At 66.3% G+C, this 19,101-nt stretch carries 11 protein-coding genes; 9 read left to right on the forward strand and 2 right to left on the reverse strand.

The window, feature by feature from the left end; genetic code table 11:
• Positions 1-28: 28 nt before the first annotated feature.
• From IRZ31_RS11840 to IRZ31_RS11855, 4 genes are all read left to right on the forward strand, one after another.
• Positions 29-391, forward strand: coding sequence for a hypothetical protein (locus tag IRZ31_RS11840; RefSeq protein WP_297153841.1), 363 nt, complete (start codon positions 29-31; stop codon positions 389-391).
• Between the two features lie 560 nt (positions 392-951).
• Entirely contained in the window at positions 952-2,256 is a 1,305-nt protein-coding gene (locus IRZ31_RS11845; protein WP_297153844.1) for a GTP-binding protein, read from the forward strand.
• A 239-nt stretch (positions 2,257-2,495) separates the two neighbouring features.
• Positions 2,496-5,474 (forward strand): GH116 family glycosyl hydrolase, encoded by a 2,979-nt coding sequence (locus IRZ31_RS11850; RefSeq protein WP_297153846.1) that lies wholly within the window; start codon positions 2,496-2,498, stop codon positions 5,472-5,474.
• A gap of 80 nt (positions 5,475-5,554) precedes the next feature.
• On the forward strand, positions 5,555-7,012 hold the full coding sequence (locus IRZ31_RS11855) for an alpha-L-fucosidase (protein ID WP_297153849.1): 1,458 nt from the start codon (positions 5,555-5,557) through the stop codon (positions 7,010-7,012).
• Here the strand turns inward: IRZ31_RS11855 and IRZ31_RS11860 are convergent.
• Positions 6,990-9,035, reverse strand: coding sequence for a beta-galactosidase (locus IRZ31_RS11860; RefSeq protein WP_297153850.1), 2,046 nt, complete (start codon positions 9,033-9,035; stop codon positions 6,990-6,992). The genes IRZ31_RS11855 and IRZ31_RS11860 overlap by 23 nt on opposite strands.
• 38 nt (positions 9,036-9,073) lie before the next feature.
• Positions 9,074-11,503 (reverse strand): glycoside hydrolase family 31 protein, encoded by a 2,430-nt coding sequence (locus IRZ31_RS11865; protein ID WP_297153852.1) that lies wholly within the window; start codon positions 11,501-11,503, stop codon positions 9,074-9,076.
• A 294-nt stretch (positions 11,504-11,797) separates the two neighbouring features.
• Here IRZ31_RS11865 and IRZ31_RS11870 point away from each other — a divergent pair, with 294 nt between their 5' ends.
• The 5 genes from IRZ31_RS11870 (at position 11,798) to IRZ31_RS11890 (ending at position 18,937) form a co-directional block, all read left to right on the forward strand.
• Positions 11,798-12,889, forward strand: a complete 1,092-nt coding sequence (locus IRZ31_RS11870) for a LacI family DNA-binding transcriptional regulator (protein WP_297153854.1) — start codon at positions 11,798-11,800, stop codon at positions 12,887-12,889.
• 344 nt (positions 12,890-13,233) lie between these two features.
• Positions 13,234-14,340: an ABC transporter ATP-binding protein gene (locus IRZ31_RS11875; RefSeq protein WP_297153856.1), complete on the forward strand. Its 1,107-nt coding sequence runs from the start codon at positions 13,234-13,236 to the stop codon at positions 14,338-14,340.
• Between the two features lie 154 nt (positions 14,341-14,494).
• Positions 14,495-15,763 (forward strand): ABC transporter ATP-binding protein, encoded by a 1,269-nt coding sequence (locus tag IRZ31_RS11880; protein ID WP_297153860.1) that lies wholly within the window; start codon positions 14,495-14,497, stop codon positions 15,761-15,763.
• Complete coding sequence (locus IRZ31_RS11885) at positions 15,760-16,902, forward strand: ABC transporter ATP-binding protein (protein WP_297153862.1); 1,143 nt, start codon at positions 15,760-15,762, stop codon at positions 16,900-16,902. The genes IRZ31_RS11880 and IRZ31_RS11885 overlap by 4 nt, the downstream gene beginning before the upstream one ends.
• A 340-nt stretch (positions 16,903-17,242) precedes the next feature.
• The gene (locus IRZ31_RS11890) at positions 17,243-18,937 is read left to right on the forward strand and encodes an extracellular solute-binding protein (RefSeq protein WP_297153865.1); all 1,695 of its coding nucleotides are present in this window, start codon (positions 17,243-17,245) and stop codon (positions 18,935-18,937) included.
• Positions 18,938-19,101 lie beyond the last annotated feature (164 nt).

Genomic DNA, 19,101 nt, shown 5'->3' on the forward strand with positions numbered 1-19,101 from the left:
CAAGCAAGCAAGAAGGAGCAAGCAGACGATGTCAGAGCAGAGTGAGAGCGCCGCGCTCGTCGACACCACCGGCCAGCCATCTTCCCAGGATGCCGCGACCTCCTCTCTCGATCCGCGCTTCTGCGCCCGCTGTATTTGTGGCCGCCTGACGGAGCATCGCTACGGCCTGCGCATGCCCGCCCGGCTGGCCCAGGAGCTGCGCGACTACGTGGCCCGCGAGTATTGCTATTTGCCGGAAAAATGGCAGTTGCGCATCGCCAGCGATCTCTGTCTGCACAAGGTGCTCGAATATGCATCGATCGCCTTCGCCGCCTGCTGTGCTCCCTGCGCGGAGCGCATCCATCAGCGCGACTACCCGCAGCTCGACGGCGAGCCGTGGTGCATTCTCTGAGCGAGGAAGCGAGGAAGGCGCAGTTGAGCGTGACGTGACCGGACGAGTCCGGGCGCCCCGGCTCATATCAGGCGAGGTCTGGTCATACCTCGCTGCGCCTCGTGCGCATACACAAGCTGTGAGCGGTTCTTTTACCAGATACCTCTCTCCTGTTTCAGTGTTTTGCCCTTCTTTGTAGCGCCCTCTTCTGATCCGGGCGCGGCGACAGGTGCCGGGTTGGCGTCGTAACCCCCTTCACGACGCCCTCCCGGGCCTGTCGCTGTGTCCTTTTTGGAAGGCCCGCTTCTTCCTCCTGGCCCGTCATCGTCACTCCCCTCTCTGGCTGGCTGGCTTCCGGTTGGTTATGGGGTGGGTGGTAGCAGCGCGTGAGGCCGCGCCGGGCCTGAGAGCGTTCTCGCTTGACAGGGCGAAGGTGCCTCTGTTACCCTTTCCTGTAGAGCGCGCACGATGGCGGGTGATCTGCCGGCCAGCGTTGAGCGCGCGTCTGCGCCTGGACAGGGGCGAGGCTCCGCGTCCAGCGCAGGGAGTAGCTGCCGCTTAACCAACGAAAGAGGAGCGTAGTGCTGCAAACCAGGCCCAAGCTGATCATCGCCGGTGGCTTTCTGGGGGCGGGCAAGACCACCCTGCTGCTCCAGGCTGCCGCCATCCTGCGTCAGCGCGGCCTGCGCGTCGCCCTGATCACCAACGACCAGGGGCGCGAACTCGTCGACACCGCCCTGGCCGCCGCCGCTCTCGCTCCCGACGCAAGCGAAAGCGGAGCCGCCGCCACCTGGCCGGGCGAGGCCGTCGCCGAGGTCACCGCGGGCTGTTTCTGCTGCCGTTTCAGCGACCTGTTAGAAGCCATCACCGACCTGGAGAGGCGCCTTGAGCCGCACGTTATTCTGGCCGAGCCGGTTGGGAGCTGCACCGACCTGCAGGCCACCGTCATCCTGCCCCTCCTACACCTCTACCGCGAGCGTTACCGTCCAGCCTGTCTGAGCATCGTCGTCGATGGTCCGCGCCTCTCCCACCTGATCCGGCATGGCGACCTGAGCCTGCTCAACGACGATGTCGCCTATCTCTTTGCGCGCCAGATCGAAGAGGGGGACCTGCTCCTGATCAACAAAAGCGACCTGCTCGGCAGCGACGAGCAGCTCTTTTTGTGCAACTGGCTGCGGGCCTATTGTCCCGGGGTGCCGGTCCTCTCCATGACGGCGCGCCGGCGCGAGAGCGTCGCCCTCTGGCTTGATAATCTGCTGCAGGACGTCAACGCGGCCAGCATCAGCGAGGCCGAAGCCCATCGCCTGGACGACCTCGACTACGCGCGCTATGCGCGAGCTGAGGCGCGTCTGGGCTGGCTCAACGCCCGCGGTCGCCTGCAGCCCTCTCGTCCGATCGGGGCCATCGATGGCGAGGCGGGCCAGGTGCTGGCCTGGGCCGCGGCCCTGCTCAGCCAGCTTCAGGAGCGGCTGGCGCGCGCCGGGCTGGCTATCGCTCATATCAAGCTGCTGGTAGCCCCGCAGGCCCTGCGGCGCCTCCTCAGCGAGGAACCGGACGAGCGCCAGCTCTCGGGTGCCGCGGCGGACAGCGAGCAGGGGCCGCTCCACGAGCGGCTGATCAAAGCCAGCCTCTGCGGTCCCAAGCCGGCGGCCATCAGTTGGGACGCGCGCAGCGTCCATCTGCCGCCCGAAGAGGCCATCTGGCTGCTCAACGCGCGCGTCGACTGTGCGCCCGCCGTTCTCGAAAAGCACGTGCGCGCCGTCCTGGAGGCGGCTCCTGCTGGACTGCGGGCCGAAATTGAGGAGCTGAGCGCCTTCCAGCCGGCGCCGCCCCAGCCGCACTACCGTTTTGGGCCGGGCGCCAGCCAGCATAGAGCTGGACCCTGACCTGACCCGGCAGAGGCAGATCGCTGGCCTGGCGACCCAACCGGCGCCCAACGGCAGCCCAATGCAACCCAACCCACCGGGGCCGTTGTCAGTCGGCAGCGCCCGCAGGCCGAACCGCGCCGGGCGCGCGCTCCAGCGGCCACCGGTCCCAGACGTGTCACAGTCAGCCCCACAGGAGCAAGACACAGGAGCAAACGGACGGAGCCATGAAAGTAGCTCGCACGCGAAGCAGGCGGGGCGTGGCCCCGCTCTCCGGCATCCCCCTGGGAGGGCTGGGCACCGGCAGCATCGAGATCCGCGCTGATGGCGCCCTGCACGAATGGCAGATCTTCAATAATCCGCCCTGGAGTGGGCGCGGCGCCCCCTGGAGTCCGCCGATCACCTCGCCCGTGCGGCCCGGCGACACCCTCTTCGCCATCCGTGCCCGACGCAAGCGCTCCCCGGCTGAGGGCCAGGCGGCAGAGCCGGCAGTGGTGCGCATCCTGCGCGAGCGCAGCGAGAGCGAAGCGCGCTTCACCTACACCCTGTCATATGTCGAAAGCGTCCAGGAGATCCACTTCAGTGGCGAATTCCCCTTTGCCTGGCTGGACTATCGCGACCCGGCCCTGCCGCTGGCCGTCAGCCTCGAAGCCTGGTCGAGCTTCGTGCCGGGAGATGTCAAGCATTCGGCCTTGCCGGCGGCCTTCTTCACCTTCCACCTCAGCAATCCCAGTCCCACAGCCATCGAGGTCTCTCTGCTCGGCCTCCTCCCGCAGGTCTTTAGCCTGGAGGCTCTCAGCGGCGGCCACGGCCAGCCCCAGACGCGCCGCGAGCGGGCGCCCGGGCTGAGCGCCCTCGTCTTCAGCGCTGCCGGGCTGCCCGCCGACCATCCGCTGGCGCGCGGCTCGCTCGTCTTCGCCCTGCTAGAGGACGGGGCCGAGCTGGTGGCCGAGCTGCGCGACGTCGGCGACCTCAATGCCTGGCAGAGCTGGGCCGGTGGCGGCCAGTTTGTCCCTGATCCGGTGGGCGGCGACCCCCTGCGCGCCCTGCTCGAGCGCATCGTCCGCGAAGGACTCGACCCGGCCAGTGCCTACGGGCAACTGCCCAGCCTGCTGCGCGGCATGGTCGACAGTGCTCTCGTCCCCGACCGGCGCGAGCTGCAGGAGCGCATCGCCGCCGATCCCATCCGCTATCAAGATACGCGCTGGCGCTGGGCCTTACTGCTCGAACTCAACCTGACGCCCGAAGAGCGCGCCCAGTACGAGCAGGAGCGCCAGGCGCGGCCCGAGCTGCAGCGCGACCCCGTCCAGGCCAGCGCCCGCCTCAGCGAGTTGGGGGCCCTGGCGCGCCTTCTCGGCGAGCAGGCCCCGAAGCTCTTCAACGCCCGTGCCAGTCGCCGCACCCACGGCGTCATCAGCAGCCCGGTGCTGGAGCTGGCCCCCTGGAGCGAGCGCGATCTGACCTTTATCCTGACCTGGTACTTTCCCAACCACCGCGGCGAGAACGTCGGCGACGACCTCGGCCATCGCTACGAAACCTGGTTCAGCGACGCCCTCGATGTCGCCCGCTACGTCGCCGAGGCCCGAGCGGCCCTCTACACCCGCACGCGCGCCTTCCACGATCTGCAGTACGGCGCCTCCGTCCCCGACTGGCTGGCCGACGCCATCAACGCCCAGCTCACCACCCTGGTCAAATCCTCCTGGCTGGTGCGCGATGGGCGCTTCGGCATCTGGGAGGGCCTGGGCTGCTGCGGCCTGCAGACCCTCGACGTCTCGTACTACGGCTCCCACGCCGTGGCCCTCCTTTTCCCCGAGCTGGAGGAGCGCCAGCTCCAGATGACCGCCGACTTCCAGCTTACGCCCAACTCGCCGCGCTACGACGACTATTTCTTAGCCTTCGCCCCCAACCGTGAGCGCGTCTGGCAGCGCATCGAGCGCGAACCGGAGCTGGCCCGTGATCCCCAGCGCCGCCAGGCCCTCTATCGCGAAGTGGCCGCCGAAACCGGCCTGGATGCCAGCGGGCGCATCCCGCACCTCTTCCCCGGCAGCTTCGCCGTCGTCGACGCCTACCACATGGTCGACCTGATGCCCAAGTTCGCCCTGCAGGTCTGGCGCGACTACCTGTGGACGGCGAACCGCCCGGCCCTGGAACGGCTCTGGCCGGCGGTCAAGGCGGCGATGGAGCACGCCCGCCGCATCGACGAGTTCAAGGTCGGCCTGCCCTACCACTACGACCACGCCCCCTCGGAGACGGCCATCTCCTCCCAGACGTACGATACCTGGGACTTCATCGGCTACTCGGCCTACGTCTCGTCAATCTGGCTGGCGGCCCTCAAGGCCAGCGCCCAGATGGCCCGCCTGCTCGGTGACGAGGACTACGCCCGCGACCTGGAGCGCCAGTTTGCCGAGAGCCAGGCCAGCATGGAGCGCCTGCTCTGGAACGGGGAGTATTACAACCTGTGGGTCGATCCGCGCAGCGGACGGCGCAACGAGTCCTGTATGGCCGATCAGCTGAGCGGCCAGCTCTATGCCACCCTGCTCGGCCTGGGGGATATTCTGCCGCGTGAGCACATCCTGTCGGCCCTGCGCGCCATCTATCGCTACAACTTTGTGCCCGGGCGCGGCCTGGTCAACGGCATGCTCCCACCCGGCAGGCGCGCCGACCGGCCCGATCACTGGACCCTCGGCGACCCGCGCCATCAGGCCGAGACCGTCTGGTCGGGGACCGAATACACCGTCGCCGTCCAGATGCTGCTTGAGGGCCTCGTCAGCGAAGGATTGAGCGTGATCCACGAGGTGTACACGCGCTACGAGCGCGCCGGCCAGACCTGGGACCATCAGGAGTGCGGCGGCCACTACTATCGGGCGCTGAGCATCTGGCTGGCCTGGCCGGCCCTCGGCGGCCTCAGCTACGACGCCCCGCGCCAGGCCCTGAGCCTGCAGCCGCGCCTGCAGCCCGCCGACGGCCACTGGCGGCAGCCGCTGGTCTTGCCCGGCGCCTGGGGCAACATCGAGTACCGCGCCGGCGAAGGGCGTCTCCTGCTCCACCTGCACGAGGGGCAGCTCAGCCTGCGCCGGCTGACCCTGCCCGCCGAGGCCACCACGCCGTCCCAGACCCCTGGCGAACAGGCCGTCTGGCTGGCCGCCGTCCCCATCCAGGGCCGCCGCGAGGGAGCAAGCTGGCACTTCGACGAGCCGCTGCTTATCGAAGCCGGCCAGACCCTGGAGGTGCGCCTCTAGCCGGCCAGCCGGCCTCTGCCCAGTCGTCGACAGCAGGCCCCAAAAAAAAGAAAGAGAGAACGGAAAGGAGGAGCCTCGCCGTGCAGCCGCAAGAGCGGTATGAGCAGCAGGAAGCGCTCAGCGAGATCGACCGTCTGGCGAGATCCGGCCCCTTTACCCCCGACTGGCAGGCCCTGCGCGCTTACCGCGTGCCGGCCTGGTACGCCGCCGCGCGCTTCGGCATCTTCATTCACTGGGGCGCCTACGCCGTCCCGGCCTATGACAACGAATGGTACCCGCGCAACATGTACCTGCCCGACACGCCGGCCCACCGTCACCATCTGGCCACCTACGGCCCGCCGGAGCGCTTCGGCTACAAAGACTTCATCCCTCGCTTCCGGGCCGAGCGCTTCGATCCCGTCGCCTGGGCCGCCCTCTGCAAAGAAGCCGGCGCCCGCTTCGTCGTCCCCGTCGCCGAGCATCATGACGGCTTCGCCATGTACCGCTGCTCCTTCTCGCGCTGGAACGCCGTCGAGATGGGGCCGCGGCGCGACATCCTGGGCGAACTGGCCGCTGCCGTGCGGGCCGCCGGCCTCACCTTCGGCCTCTCCTCGCACCGCGCTGAACACTGGTGGTTCTTCAACGGCGGCAGAACCATCCCCAGCGACGTCCAGGACCCCCAGTACGCCGACCTCTACGGACCCGCACGGCCCGACGACGAGCCGCCCGACCCTGCCTTTCTCGACGACTGGCTGGCCCGGCTCTACGAACTGGTCGAACGCTACCGGCCCGCCCTCATCTACTTCGACTGGTGGATCTCGCGGCCCGCCTTTCGCCCCTACCTGGCCCGCTTCGCCGCCTACTACTACAACCGCGCCGCCCACTGGGGGCAGGAAGTCGTCATCACCTACAAAGAAGGCGCCTTTGAGGAAGGGAGCGCCGTCGAGGACATCGAACGCGGGCGCCGTCCCGCTATCAGCCCGCGGATCTGGCAGGCCGACACCAGCGTCGCCCGCAACTCCTGGGGCTACACCCAGTCCCAGGACTACAAGCCCTTCGGCGCCCTGCTCGACGACCTCATCGACACCGTCAGCAAGAATGGCGTCTTCCTGCTCAACATCGGCCCGCGCCCCGACGGCAGCATTCCCGAGCCAGAGATCGACCTGCTGCATCGCCTGGGGCGCTGGCTGGCCATCAACGGCGAAGCCATCTACGACAGCCAGCCCTGGCACCTCTACGGCGAAGGTCCGACCACCAGCGCCGCCGGCGCCTTCAGCGAAGGACAGCAGGCCGCCTTTACCGGGCGAGACCTGCGCTTCACCCGGCGCGGCCAGGCCCTCTACGTCCTGCTGCCCGTCTGGCCGCAGGAGGGCCGAATCAGCATCCAGGCCCTGGCCGCCGCCAGTCCCCACTATCCGCAGGAGATCGGCGCCGTCCACCTGCTCGGCGGCGACGCCCCCCTGCCCTGGCAGCGCGACGACCAGGGCCTGCACATCACGCTACCCGCCGCTCCACCGGGCGAGCGCGGCGGCGTCCTCAAGATCCTGCCTGCCGGCTAGACTCAGAAGCGAGCGGCTCCGCCAGAATGGCCACCTCCAGCCCGGCCAGCGTCAGCGAGCCGCTCAGCGACCGCCCCGTCAGCAGCTCCTCGAACACTCGCCCCGGCGGCAGCGTTACCGTCGCCGGCGCCCGCCCATGATTGAGCAGGAAGAGCAAGCGCTCGCGGGCCGTCTGACGCAGCGTCGCCTCCACGCCCGGCGGCGTCTCCAGCGCCGGCGCGATCCCCAGCTCCCCCAGCAGCTCCCCGTAGAAGCTCTCCAGAAACGCTGGCTCCGGCTCGCAGGCCAGATAGAACGCCTGGCCACGCCCCACGCGATGGCGCGTCAAAGCTGGGCGCCCCGCGTAGAAATCCTCGCCGTAGCGCCCCAGCACCTCGGCCCCCTCGCTCTGGATCAGCGCACACAGATGGCCGCAGGCAAAGCTGCGCCCGTCGTTCAACACCAGGCGGTTCGTCCGTCCCGGCGGCAGCGCATCGATCTCCTCGTTCCAGATCCCCAGTAGATGGCGCAGCGGCCCCGGATAGCCATCCTCAAAAGCTAAATCGCACTCATCCACCATCCCGCACAGATAGGTCGTCAGCAGCGTGCCCCCATCCTGCACAAAAGCCGCCAGGCGCTCGGCCAGCCCCTCCTTGAGCAAATAGAGCAGCGGCGCCACCAGCAAGCGATAGCGCCCCAGCTCCGAATCACTAAAGACCAGATCGACCGCCACATTGCGCCGCCAGAACGGCGCATAATGGGCGCGCAGCGTCTCCAGATAGCGCTTCTCGCGCGTTGGGCCGCTGCAATCCTCCAGCGCCCACCAGTTTTCCCAATCGAAGAGCAGCCCCACCTGAGCCGGCGTCACCCCGCCCAGCGTGCGCGCGCCCAGGCGCTCCAGCTCCTGGCCCAGCGCCCGCACCTCCGCAAAGACGCGCGTATCGCTGCGCCCACTGTGCTCGATCACCGCCCCGTGCAGCTTCTCGATACCCCCGCGACTGCGCCGCCACTGGAAGAACATCACCGACTCCGCCCCGTGAGCCAGCGCCTGATAGCTCTGCAGACGCAGCTCCCCGGGCCGCTTCAACGTATTGTACGGCTGCCAGTTCTGGCTACTGGGCGACTGCTCCATCAGCAAGAACGGCTGCCCATCGCGCAGACTGCGCATCAGATCGTGAGCCAGCGCAATATCGAGCGGCTCATCCTCAACGGAAGGATAGCAGTCCCAGGCCACCACATCCACCTCGCGCGCCCAGAGGCGATAATCGAGATCGCGATAGAAGCGCATCAGATTGGTCGTAATCGGCACATCGGGCGAGAACTGGCGGATCGCCTCGCGCTCCAGCGTAAAGCACTCCAGCAACATCTCATTCTGGAAGCGGCGATAATCCAGCGTCAGCGCGTGAATCGAACCCTCACCGTTGGCATAAGGAGGCTCAATCTGCGACCAATCCGTATACGTATGGCTCCAGAAGCGCGTCCACCAGCGGCGATTGAGTTCATCGAGACTGCCGTAGCGCCGGCGCAACCACTCGCGGAAAGCCGCCGCGCACTGCTCGCAGTAGCAGGCCGGCGCATACTCGTTAGAGACGTGCCAGGCCACCAGCGCCGGATGCGCATGATAGCGCTCGGCCAGCTTCGCCGCCATCTGGGCGGCCAGGCGGCGATAGACTGGAGAGGTGGGGCAATAATTCACGCGCCAGCCGTGGTGGCGGCGGCGCCCCGTCGGATCGGAGCGCAGCACCTCGGGATAGCGCTGCGACAGCCAGGCTGGCTGAGCCGCGCTCGGCGTCGCCAGGCAGACCTGGCAGCCCGCCGCCGCCAGCTTATCGAGCACTTGATCGAGCCAGCCGAAGGTAAAGCGCTCCTCCGCCGGCTGCAGCGCCGTCCAGCTAAAGACGCCGACCGTCGCCACGCGAAAGCCGCACTCCTGCATCAGGCGCAGATCCTCATCCCAGATGGCGCGCGGCCACTGCTCAGGATTGTAGTCGCCACCGTACCAGATAAAAGGAGCACGCGGATTCAACGGTGGAAAGGCCTCCATGCTTCTCCTCCTGGGCATGATGCCAGACAGGACGAATCTCAGAGAACCATCGTCACCTCTATCCCTCCATCGGGTGAGGAGAACCAGCCCGAAGCCGTGGCCTGAGCCAGCGCCGGAGCTATCTCGCCCGTCCAGCGCTCGCACAAGCGGCCATTGAGCAGCACCGTCTCAACGGGAGGCTGTCCGTCCAGCCCGCTCAACGGCAGCAGATGCAGCCCCAAGCGGCGCTTTGCCCCCCTCACCTCGATCGCCAGCGTCGTCCCCTGCCGGCGGGCTGACACCGTCGTCTCCCCGTCCAGATCGCAGAGCGTGAACGACCCGGCCCCTTCCGGCAGCAGATAGGCCTCGAAGATCACCGTCTCAAACGGCTCCTCACGCACGAACGGCGCCGGCTCCGTCGTCGGAATCAAGGCATTGGCCCGCACAAAGAGCGGCACCTGTTCCAGCGGCGCCTGCACCTGCAGCGTCGTCGGCCCCTGCAGCACGGTCCGGCTCCAGAAATCGACCCAGGTTCCTGCAGGCAGATAGACCGGGCGCTCGCCGCCGGCGCGATAGAGCGGAGCCACCAGCAGCTCCGCGCCAAACATATACTGCAGATCCAGCGTATACGTCGCCGGATCATCGGGAAACTCCAGCACCATTGCCCGCAGCAGCGGCAGGCTGGTACGAGCGGCAATGCAGGCGTAGGTATAGATATAGGGCAGCAAGCGATAGCGCAGGCGAGCATACGAGCGGAAGATCTCCAGGGCCTGCGGGCCGAAGTCCCAGGGGAGGCGCGAGCTATTGCCGTGAGCGCGGGTCAGCGGAGAAAAGAAACCGAACTGGGCCCAGCGGATATACAGCTCTGGGGAAGGCTGACCGGTAAAGCCGCCGATATCGTGGCTCCAGAAGGCATGGCCGCACATCCCGATACTCAGCCCGCCGCGCAAGGTCGAAGCCAGCGCCGTGAAAGTGGCATTGGGGTCGCCGCTCCACTGCGCCGCATGGCGCTGGCCGCCGGCGTAGCTGGAGCGTCCCCAGACCAGGCCGGCGCGGCCCGTCTCGCGAGCCGTCACCTCGGCCACCGCATCGTTATAGAGCAAAGCGTACAGATTATGCAGACGCTCGCCGGTAATCCCGCTATAGGCCACCACATCCGTCGGGATGCCCTCCCCGAAGTCCGTCTTAAAGACATCCACCCCCAGGCGCAACTGCTCGCGCAGCAGCCCCTGAAACCAGGCCACCGCCTCCGGGTGCGTCACATCCAGCATGGCCACCGGCGGATGAAAGCCGCCCCACAGATCGGCCACATACGGCTCGCCGGCGGCATTCTTCAGAAAGTAGCCGCGCGCCGCCCCCTCGGCGAAGCGCTCGCTGGCCGTTCCCAGATACGGATGAATCCACAGACAGACCTTAAAGCCCTCCGCCTTGAGCTGGGCGATCAAGTCCGCCGGAGCGGGAAAGCGCTCCTCATCCCAGCGCACTTCTGACCAGCGTCCGAAGCGCTGCCAGTAGCAATCGAGGTGCAGCACATCGCAGGGAATCTCATGCTCGCGGATCATCCGCGCTCGCTCCAGCACCTCGGCCTGACTATCGCGCTGGAAGCCCGAAGAGATCCAGGTGCCCAAGGCCCACTTGGGAGGCAGCGTCGGAAAGCTCACCAGCGAAGCATAGCGCGTAATAATCGTCTTCAGATCCGGCCCGGCGATTACATAATAATCCAGAGCGCTGTCGCGACTGATCAACGTAAACGTCGCCGTATTGCTGGCCACCAGATCGAAATCGACCGCGCAGGGGCTATCGACAAAGATCCCGTACTTGCGCGAACTGACCACGAAGGGAACGTTCTTATAAGCGCGCTCGCTGAAGGCTCCGCCACAATCGCAATTCCAGGTCGTGATGCGCTGGCCGCGCTTATCGAAATCGGTAAACTTCTCGCCCAGCCCAAAGAAATGCTCATCGGGCTCCGCCGTAAAGGTATCGTGGAAGGCCACCCGCTGACCATTGACGCGGCTCAGCCCGAAGGGGAGAATCGTCAGCTTCATGCGCACATTGGTCAGCTCGCTATAGTTTTGGGCCAGCAGCGTGCGGCCAGCGGCATCCAGGAAGCGCAGGCCGAAGGGGCGCAGCGTGGCCTCCAGGCGCAGCGCAGGGGAGAGCAGAGCCAGGCCCGTCGCCTGCTCCTGGACCAGCAGCGGAGCGCCAGCCGGTGGAGGGGGCAGCTCGCGCGCCAGGCGGACGCGCGTCGGATCAGGCTCCTCCTCCAGCACGACGCGCACGATGCCATCAGCCACCAGGCTCAGAGTGATCAGGACCGTCCCACCGCTGAGCGTGCGCCCCTGGAGCCGGACATGGCGCGCACCGCGCTCCAGCAGCGTCGCCTCCACCACATAATCGGGGCCATCCTCATCCTCTGGCCCCCGCACCGGCAAGCGCGGCGGCTCAGTCATGTACAGGTTGTACGGAAGCAAAGGAACCGGCTCTGCCATGAAAAGACTCCTTCCATGCGTAATTGCTTTGTCCGATAGTGCCGACATCCTGTCCTCAGCCCTCCCGATCTGTCCGTGTCCGCCTGAGCCTGCCTGAGCGGTGCTGGTCTGAGCCGGGGCCGGGCCTGAAGGCGACCAGGCGACAGAGCGGGCACCTCACCCCTTGACAGGAAGGAGGAGGATCGGGTAAGCTTGCACATAGCAACGTCGTGGGAGCGATCCCACGAGGTATTGTACACGATACTTCAGCCAAAAGTAAACGTGTAACCGCCCTGAAGGCGCGCAGGTTGGCTCATGTCGCAATTAACGATCGAGGATATCGCGCGCATTGCCGGAGTATCTCGCTCAACAGTCTCGCGAGTGCTCAACGGGCAACCGAACGTCAGACCGAGCGTCAGAGACCGCGTGCAAGAAATCATCAACAGTTACGGCTATGCGCCGCAGGCGGCGGCGCGGCAGCTTGTCATGCGCAAGACGCGCCTGATCGGGCTGATCCTGCCGGACAACGCACACCATCTTTTTGGCAATCCCATCTTTGCCGAGATTGCGCGCGGTATGAGCCAGGTCTGTGCCCAGCGAGGCTATACCCCGATGCTCTTCATCGGGCGGCAAGACATGGACGAGGCCACCTTTTTCAGCCTCCTGCGCGGGCGCCACTTTGACGGCGTCCTCCTCATCAGCAGCGACCGTCAGGACCGCAGCGCCGCCATGCTGCGCGAGGCCGGCATGCCCTACGTGCGCGTCGGACACGATCCCGAGGACGACCAGGACCTGCAATACGTGGACGTCGATAACGTAGCCGCGGCGCGTGTGGCCGTTGAGCATCTGATCGCCCTGGGGCATCGGCGCATCGCCATGCTCAAAGGGCTGGCCAAAGATGTCTGTACCCACGCCCGCCTCGAAGGCTACCGCCAGGCCCTGGCCGCCGCCGGCATCCCCTTCGACGAGGCCCTCGTCGGAGACGGCGATTGGACCCCTGCCAGTGGCTATGCCTGGACGCAGCGCTTTCTCGACCTGCCGGAGCCGCCGACCGCCCTCTTCTCCTCCAACGACATGATGGTCGCCGGTGTGGTGCGCGCCGTCCAGGAGCGCGGCCTCAAGGTGCCCGATGATCTGGCCATCGTCGGCTTCGACGACCTCCTGCAGACAACGATGATCTTTCCCGAGCTGACGACCATCCGTCAGCCCTGTGTGGAAATGGGCATGCGTGCCGCCGAGCTGCTCCTTGATCAGCTGGAGCATAACCGCCGCGAGCGCGCCCAGATCATTCTGCCCACCACCCTCATCATCCGCGAGTCCTGCGGTTACCGCCGCCGAAGCGCGCATCTCAGCCCCCCAGCCGAGAGCGCAACCGCCGCCCTGGACGACGAGCAGCGCGCCAGCTAAAGGGCGGGCAAGGCGGGCGAGCAGACCCATGCCAGAGAGAGAGAGAGATGGCCAGAGAGAGCGGCCAGGGCGGGCAAGCGCCAGCCATGCATAGAGAATACAGAATACAGAATCTCAGATAGCCGGAAGGGGTTGAGCGGGAGCGCAAGGGAGCCGAACCAAAGGAGAGCAAGCCAGGCCAGGCTCAGCTAAGCGCGCGCAGCAGCGGCGTGTAGCACAAAACACGACAGAACAGAACGGAAAGGAATCGCCGGGAGTCGGCCCTCATGGCGGGGCAGAGCAGAGCGCGGTCAGCGCCGGGCTGGGCCGGCCACCGGGAAGCTCAGGGAGGAAGGAAAACAGGCATGACCAGCCTGCGGCTCGAACACATCGTCAAGGACTACGACGGCCCCGGGGGACGCCAGCCGGCCCTGCGTGACATCTCGCTGGAAGTAGGAGACGGCGAGGCGCTGGCCATTGTCGGCCCCTCCGGCTGTGGCAAAAGCACCCTCCTCAAAGTGGTCGCCGGCCTCGAATTCCCCACCCACGGACGCATCTACTACGGCGACCTCGACATGACCGAGATCAAGCCCCAGGACCGTGGCGTTGGCATGGTCTTTCAGGACTACGCCCTCTACCCTGCCATGAAGAGCAAAGGGAATCTCGCCTACTATTTCGAGCACCATGCCTACACCCACGAGCAGATGGAGGAGCGCGTCCGGCGCACCGCCGAACTGATGGGCGTCGACTTCCAGCACCTGCTGGGCCGCTTCCCCGAGACCCTCAGCGGCGGCGAGCAGCAGCGCGTCGCCATCGCCCGCTGCATCGTGCGCGACCCCACCATCTTTCTCATGGACGAACCGATCGTCAATCTCGATGCCAAGCGGCGCGAGCAGACGCGCATCGAAATCAAAAAGCTACTGCGCACCTTCCACGTCACCACGCTCTACGTCACCCACGACCAGCAAGAAGCCATCTTCATGGGCGATCGCCTGGCCGTCATGCGCGCGGGGCGCATCGAGCAAGTGGGCAGCTTTGACGACCTCTACTACACGCCGGTCAACCTCTTCGTCGCCACCTTCATCGGCAGCCCGCCCCTCACTGTCCTGCCAGCCGCCCTCAGCGAGGGCCGTCTGCACATCGCCGGGCAGAGCTGGCCGCTGCCCGAGGACCTGACCGGGCGCCTGCCATCCGGTCCCCTGCGTCTGGGCGTGCGCGCCGAGCACTGGCTGCGCGACCAGCCGGACGGCCTGCCGCTGGAGATCAGCCACAGCGAGCGCATTCCCACCGAGCGCATCGCCCTCGTACACGGCCACTGGCTGGGGCAGCGCGTCATCGTCTCCCTGCCGCTGGAGGAGGCCGACGGCAGCCCCGGTCTGCAGCGCCTGCGGCCCGACTGGGAGCAGCTCCTCTACTTTGCCGCCGATGACGAGCATCTCCTCTACAGTCCTGGCCCGCCCGCGCTCTTCTAGCCCGCCGTGGTGGCCTCTGGCAGGAAGGAGCCAGCCGCCAGCGCGTCAGCCGGCGGCAGCGAGAGCCGAGAGCCGGCGCGATATCAATACAGTAACCAGAAGAGCAGACAAAGTGCAAGGAGTACATAAAGAGGAACAGCAGAAGGAGAAGCCTATGGGTCCGGCCAGCGGAGGCATCGTCATCGAGCATCTCGTCAAACGCTTTGGGGAACGGGCCGTCGTCGATGACCTCAACCTGCACATCCAGCCGGGAGAACTCTTTGTCCTCGTCGGCCCCTCCGGCTGTGGCAAAACCACCACCCTGCGCCTGCTGGCCGGACTGGAGCCGGTCAGCGACGGGCGCATCTACTTCGGCGAGCGCCTGGTCAACGACATCCGCCCGCGCGACCGCAACGTTGCCCTGGTCTTTCAAGACTACGCCATCTTTCCGCACCTGACCGTCTTCGAGAATATCGCCTACGGCCTGCGCGCTCGCCATGCGCCCCGCAACCTGATCCGCGAGCGAGTGGCGAACGCCGCCCGCCTCTTCCGCATCGAGCACCTGCTGGGGCGCAAGCCGCGTCAACTCAGTGGTGGCGAGCGGCAGCGCGTCGCCCTGGCGCGGGCGCTGGTGCGCGACGCCGCCCTCTATCTCTACGATGAGCCGCTGGCCAACCTCGACGCCCAACTCCGCCATCAGGCCCGCGAAGACATCCTGACCCTGCACCGCCAGAAAGGGCAGCCGGCGGTCTACGTCACCCATGACCAGGCCGAGGCGATGGCCCTCGGCGACCGCATCGCCGTCATGCGGGACGGCAAGCTCCAGCAGGTCGGCAGCGGTCTTGATCTCTACGAGCGGCCCTGCAACCAGTTCGTTGCCTTCTTCATCGGCTCGCCGGGCATCAACCTCTTCGAGGTCGAGGTACATCCCGACCAGGATGGGGGCCTGCGCCTGGTCCATCCGGCCTTTCGCCTGCCCGTGCCCGAAGAATTTCAGGCGCGTGTTGCCCCCTACACGGGCCGGCGTCTCAACCTGGGCATCCGGCCCGAGCACCTGCAGCCACCGAAGCGCGCCGACTTCGCCGTCAGCGAAGACAGCACCATTCGCGGCCTGGTCAACGTCATCGAACCGACCGTCAGCGGCTGCACCGTCTACCTGAGTACGCTGGAGCCGACGCCGCGCGACTTCGTGGCCACCCTCAAAGCGCGCCTGCCCGGCAGCTACCTCGGGCGTGAGGTGCCGCTGGCCGTCAACCTGCGCAAGATCCATCTCTTTGACCCCGAAGATGGGCAAGCCCTGCTCCACGGTCCCCTCGCCACCGATGACCGGCCCATCAGGGTAACGGTCAGCCCGTCAGGAGAGCCAGCGAACGGGCCGGCAGAGCAGCCGACGAGCGAACGAGAGACGAGCGAAGCCAGCACACAGAGGGAAGAGCAAGCGTGAGCACACTCGAAGTACAGGATCTCGTCAAGCGCTATGACGGGCGCAATATTGTCGACCACATCAGCTTTCGCGTCGAAGACGGAGAATTTTTCGTCCTGCTTGGGCCGTCGGGCAGCGGCAAGACCACCGTCCTGCGCATCATCTGTGGTCTGGAGCAGCCCGACGAAGGGCGCGTCCTGCTCGGGGGCGAAGACGTCACCCGCCTCAGCCCGCGCCAGCGCAACGTTGGCATGGTCTTTCAAGACTACGGCCTCTACCCGAGTATGGATGTCTACGGCAACATTGCCTATGGCCTGGAGAACCAGCGCCTGCCGAAGGACGAAATCCGGCGCCGCGTCCTGGAGGCAGCCGAGAAGCTGCAGCTCACCCCCTTGCTGCGCCGTGGCATTGACACCTTGAGCGGCGGCGAGCAGCAGCGCGTGGCCCTGGCCCGCATCCTGGCCCGCGACGCCAACGTCTTTCTCTACGATGAGCCGCTGGCCAACCTCGACGCGCGCCTGCGCCATCAAGCGCGGCGTGATGTCCTGGCCGTCCACCGCCTGCGCGGCGTACCCAGCCTTTACGTCACCCACGACCAGAGCGAGGCTCTGGCCCTGGCCGACCGCCTGGCCATCATGGCCGCGGGGCGCCTGCAACAGGTCGGCAGTCCCAACGAACTACTGGAGCGTCCCGCCAATCTCTTCGTGGCCCGCTTCCTGGGCAACCCACCGATGAACCTGCTGGAGGGAGCGATCGTCAGCGAAGAGGGGCGCTATCTCTGCCAGCTTGGCGCGCTACGCCTCCCGCTCACCGCCGCCTGGCAGAGCGTGCTGGCTGCGCGCCAGGAGCCAGGGATCATCGTCGGCCTGCGCCCGCGCGAGATCGTGCCGCCCTGGGAGCTAGAGCCGGCTGAGGCGGAAGCCTCGCTCTGTCGCTGCCCGGCGCGCGCTCTGGCGGTCGAGGCCCTGATCGGCGAAGTCGAGGTCACCCTGGAACTGCCGACAACCCAGGAACCGGCCCCGCATCTGGTAGCGGTCTGGCCGGAGCCGGAGGAGCTGACCGATCTGCCGGAGGAGGGGGCGGAGCTGCAGATTGGCCTTGATCCGCAGCGTCTGGTGCTATTCGATCCGCACTCTGAGCAGGCTTTGCAAACTGAGTAGAGTTATGCCGTAGCGAGCTTGACAGTTATCCTTTTGTCAGGTACACTAGCACTAGATTTATGGGAGCGATCCCAGAACTGAAACTTGAGTTGTAACCAACGTTGAGCGAAGCAGCGCTTCTCCGCACACGCGGTTGAACTGATGTACAGCTAAGACAGAGGGCGTCGACGGCAGGCGAGCAGAGTACTGGAAGGACGGACGCAGAAAAGCAAGCAGACAGGCAGCGCGTTACCTAACGGAGGCCAGACCGACAAGGACGAGACAAGGCAAAGGGCTTCAGATGCAGGACGACAGGATGGACCCAGACCATCTATCAGCTTCCAAAGAAGGAGATGACATCATGGATGACGAGACGCGCACCCTTCTAGAGCCGCTGCTCGCGTCTGAGGGGACCATGACGCGCCGGCAGCTTCTGCGCGCCGCGGCTGCGGGAAGCGTGGCCCTGGCGGGTGGGGCCTTACTGGCCGCCTGTGGAGGGAGCAGCTCCAACACCGTTGTCAACGTCACTTTTCTGACCAATGGCTGGCCGGGCGATGCCATGCCCACCGCTGATCAGCAGAAAGGCAACATCACCCTCAAAGCCTACGCTGACGCTCTGGCCGACTGGCTCAAAAAGAATCCCGGCGTCAAGATCAAGCACACTGACACCAACATCTGGAGTCAGTCCGCGGTCACCCAGGCCATCGCTGCCGGCACGGCCCCGACCTGGTTTGAAGGCAACATCCTTGGCTCCTTCATCAACAACGTTGTGCGCAGTGCCTTTGCGCGCGGCCTGGCGGCAGATGTCACCGACCTGGTAGTCAGCACCAAACTGGAGAGCCAGCTCACCGATATTTACCTGCCCGTCTACCGCAGCTGGAAGGTCAACGGGCGCTACTACGGCACCCCAGGCGGCTATGGAGCCGGCGACGGCATGTATTTCCGCCGTGACCTGATCCAGCAGAACGGGCTGGTTGAGCCGACGCCGGGCTGGACCTGGAGCGACTTCCGCAAGCTGGCCAAGGCCCTGACCAGCGCCAAAATGAAAGGGGCGGCCCTCCAGTTCTACGTCTTCGACCAGAGCCTGCAGGCCAACGGCCTCAACTCTGGCCCCACCGGCTACGGCGCCCTGGGCCTGGAGCCGACGCCCTCCAACGCCTGGCCCTGGCGCTACAACCTCACGCCCTGGCTGAGCCAGTACGAGCAGGTCATCGAGAACTGGCGCGGCATGTACTTCACAGACAAATCGATTACCTCCTCGCTCTCGACCGGCGACAACGACGTGGCCCAGGCCTTTGCCCGTGGCGACGTCGCCATGATGGCCAACAATACGGGCTTCTTCACGCGCCCGGTCACCGACCCAACGAGCGCCATCAACATTGCCGTCAAGGTAGGCAAGCCCTTCGAGGAGGTGGTCGGCTGGATCTCGCACCCGATCGGCTACCTCGGCTCCTTCGGAGCCACGCAGGCCGGCTCGGCTATCGGCTCCATCGACCCCCATCTGCAGCGCAACAAGTCGGCCCTGGCCAAAGCCTTCGACTTCCTGGTGCAGTTTATCATCGGCGAGGAGCTGGTCAAGCAGCGCCAGGAGATCTACAAGGTCACCCACGACCTCAAGGATGTCTTCCTGGAGGTTCCGCCGATGTCGAAGCTGCAGATCAACTACGGCATCAATGGTACCGCTGAACAGGCCTGGGGCAAGCTGACGATGCAGGCCGTCAACGCCGCCGCCGCCATCCCGCAGCTGCCTGATCCCGGCCTCTACTTCCCGGCGGAGCAGAATCCGGGTCCGACGGGCGACGCCTGGAACGATGCCAACTCGGGCCTGGCCTACACCCAGGACAGCATCCCGGCGGTGCTCATGAAGCTGCAGAGTGTCCAGAACGCGCAGTTTGCCTCGCTGTCCTCCAGCGTGTCGAAGGATACCTTCATTGCCAGCGCGAAGAAGTTCTTTGCCGACCTAGACGCCTTCTGGGCCAAGTACGCCCCGCTCTACTCGGCGGAACTCTTCCACCCCTGGTATGTGCAGACGGTTCTGCCGGCGCTGGGAGGCTGAGCCTGGCTGTCTCCTACCGACGAAGCAGACGACCCTCCCCGGCCTCCTGCGCAGGGCCAGTGTCGCTGTACTGGCTGGCAGGGCTGGCGAGCCGGGCCCCGACGGACCCGCCAGCCCTGCCCAGCCCTGGCCGGCGGATGGACTGGCTGTCTGTCCGTCTGCCC

It is taken from the genome of Thermogemmatispora sp., from assembly GCF_019683635.1.
Classification (GTDB): Bacteria; Chloroflexota; Ktedonobacteria; order Ktedonobacterales; family Ktedonobacteraceae; genus Thermogemmatispora.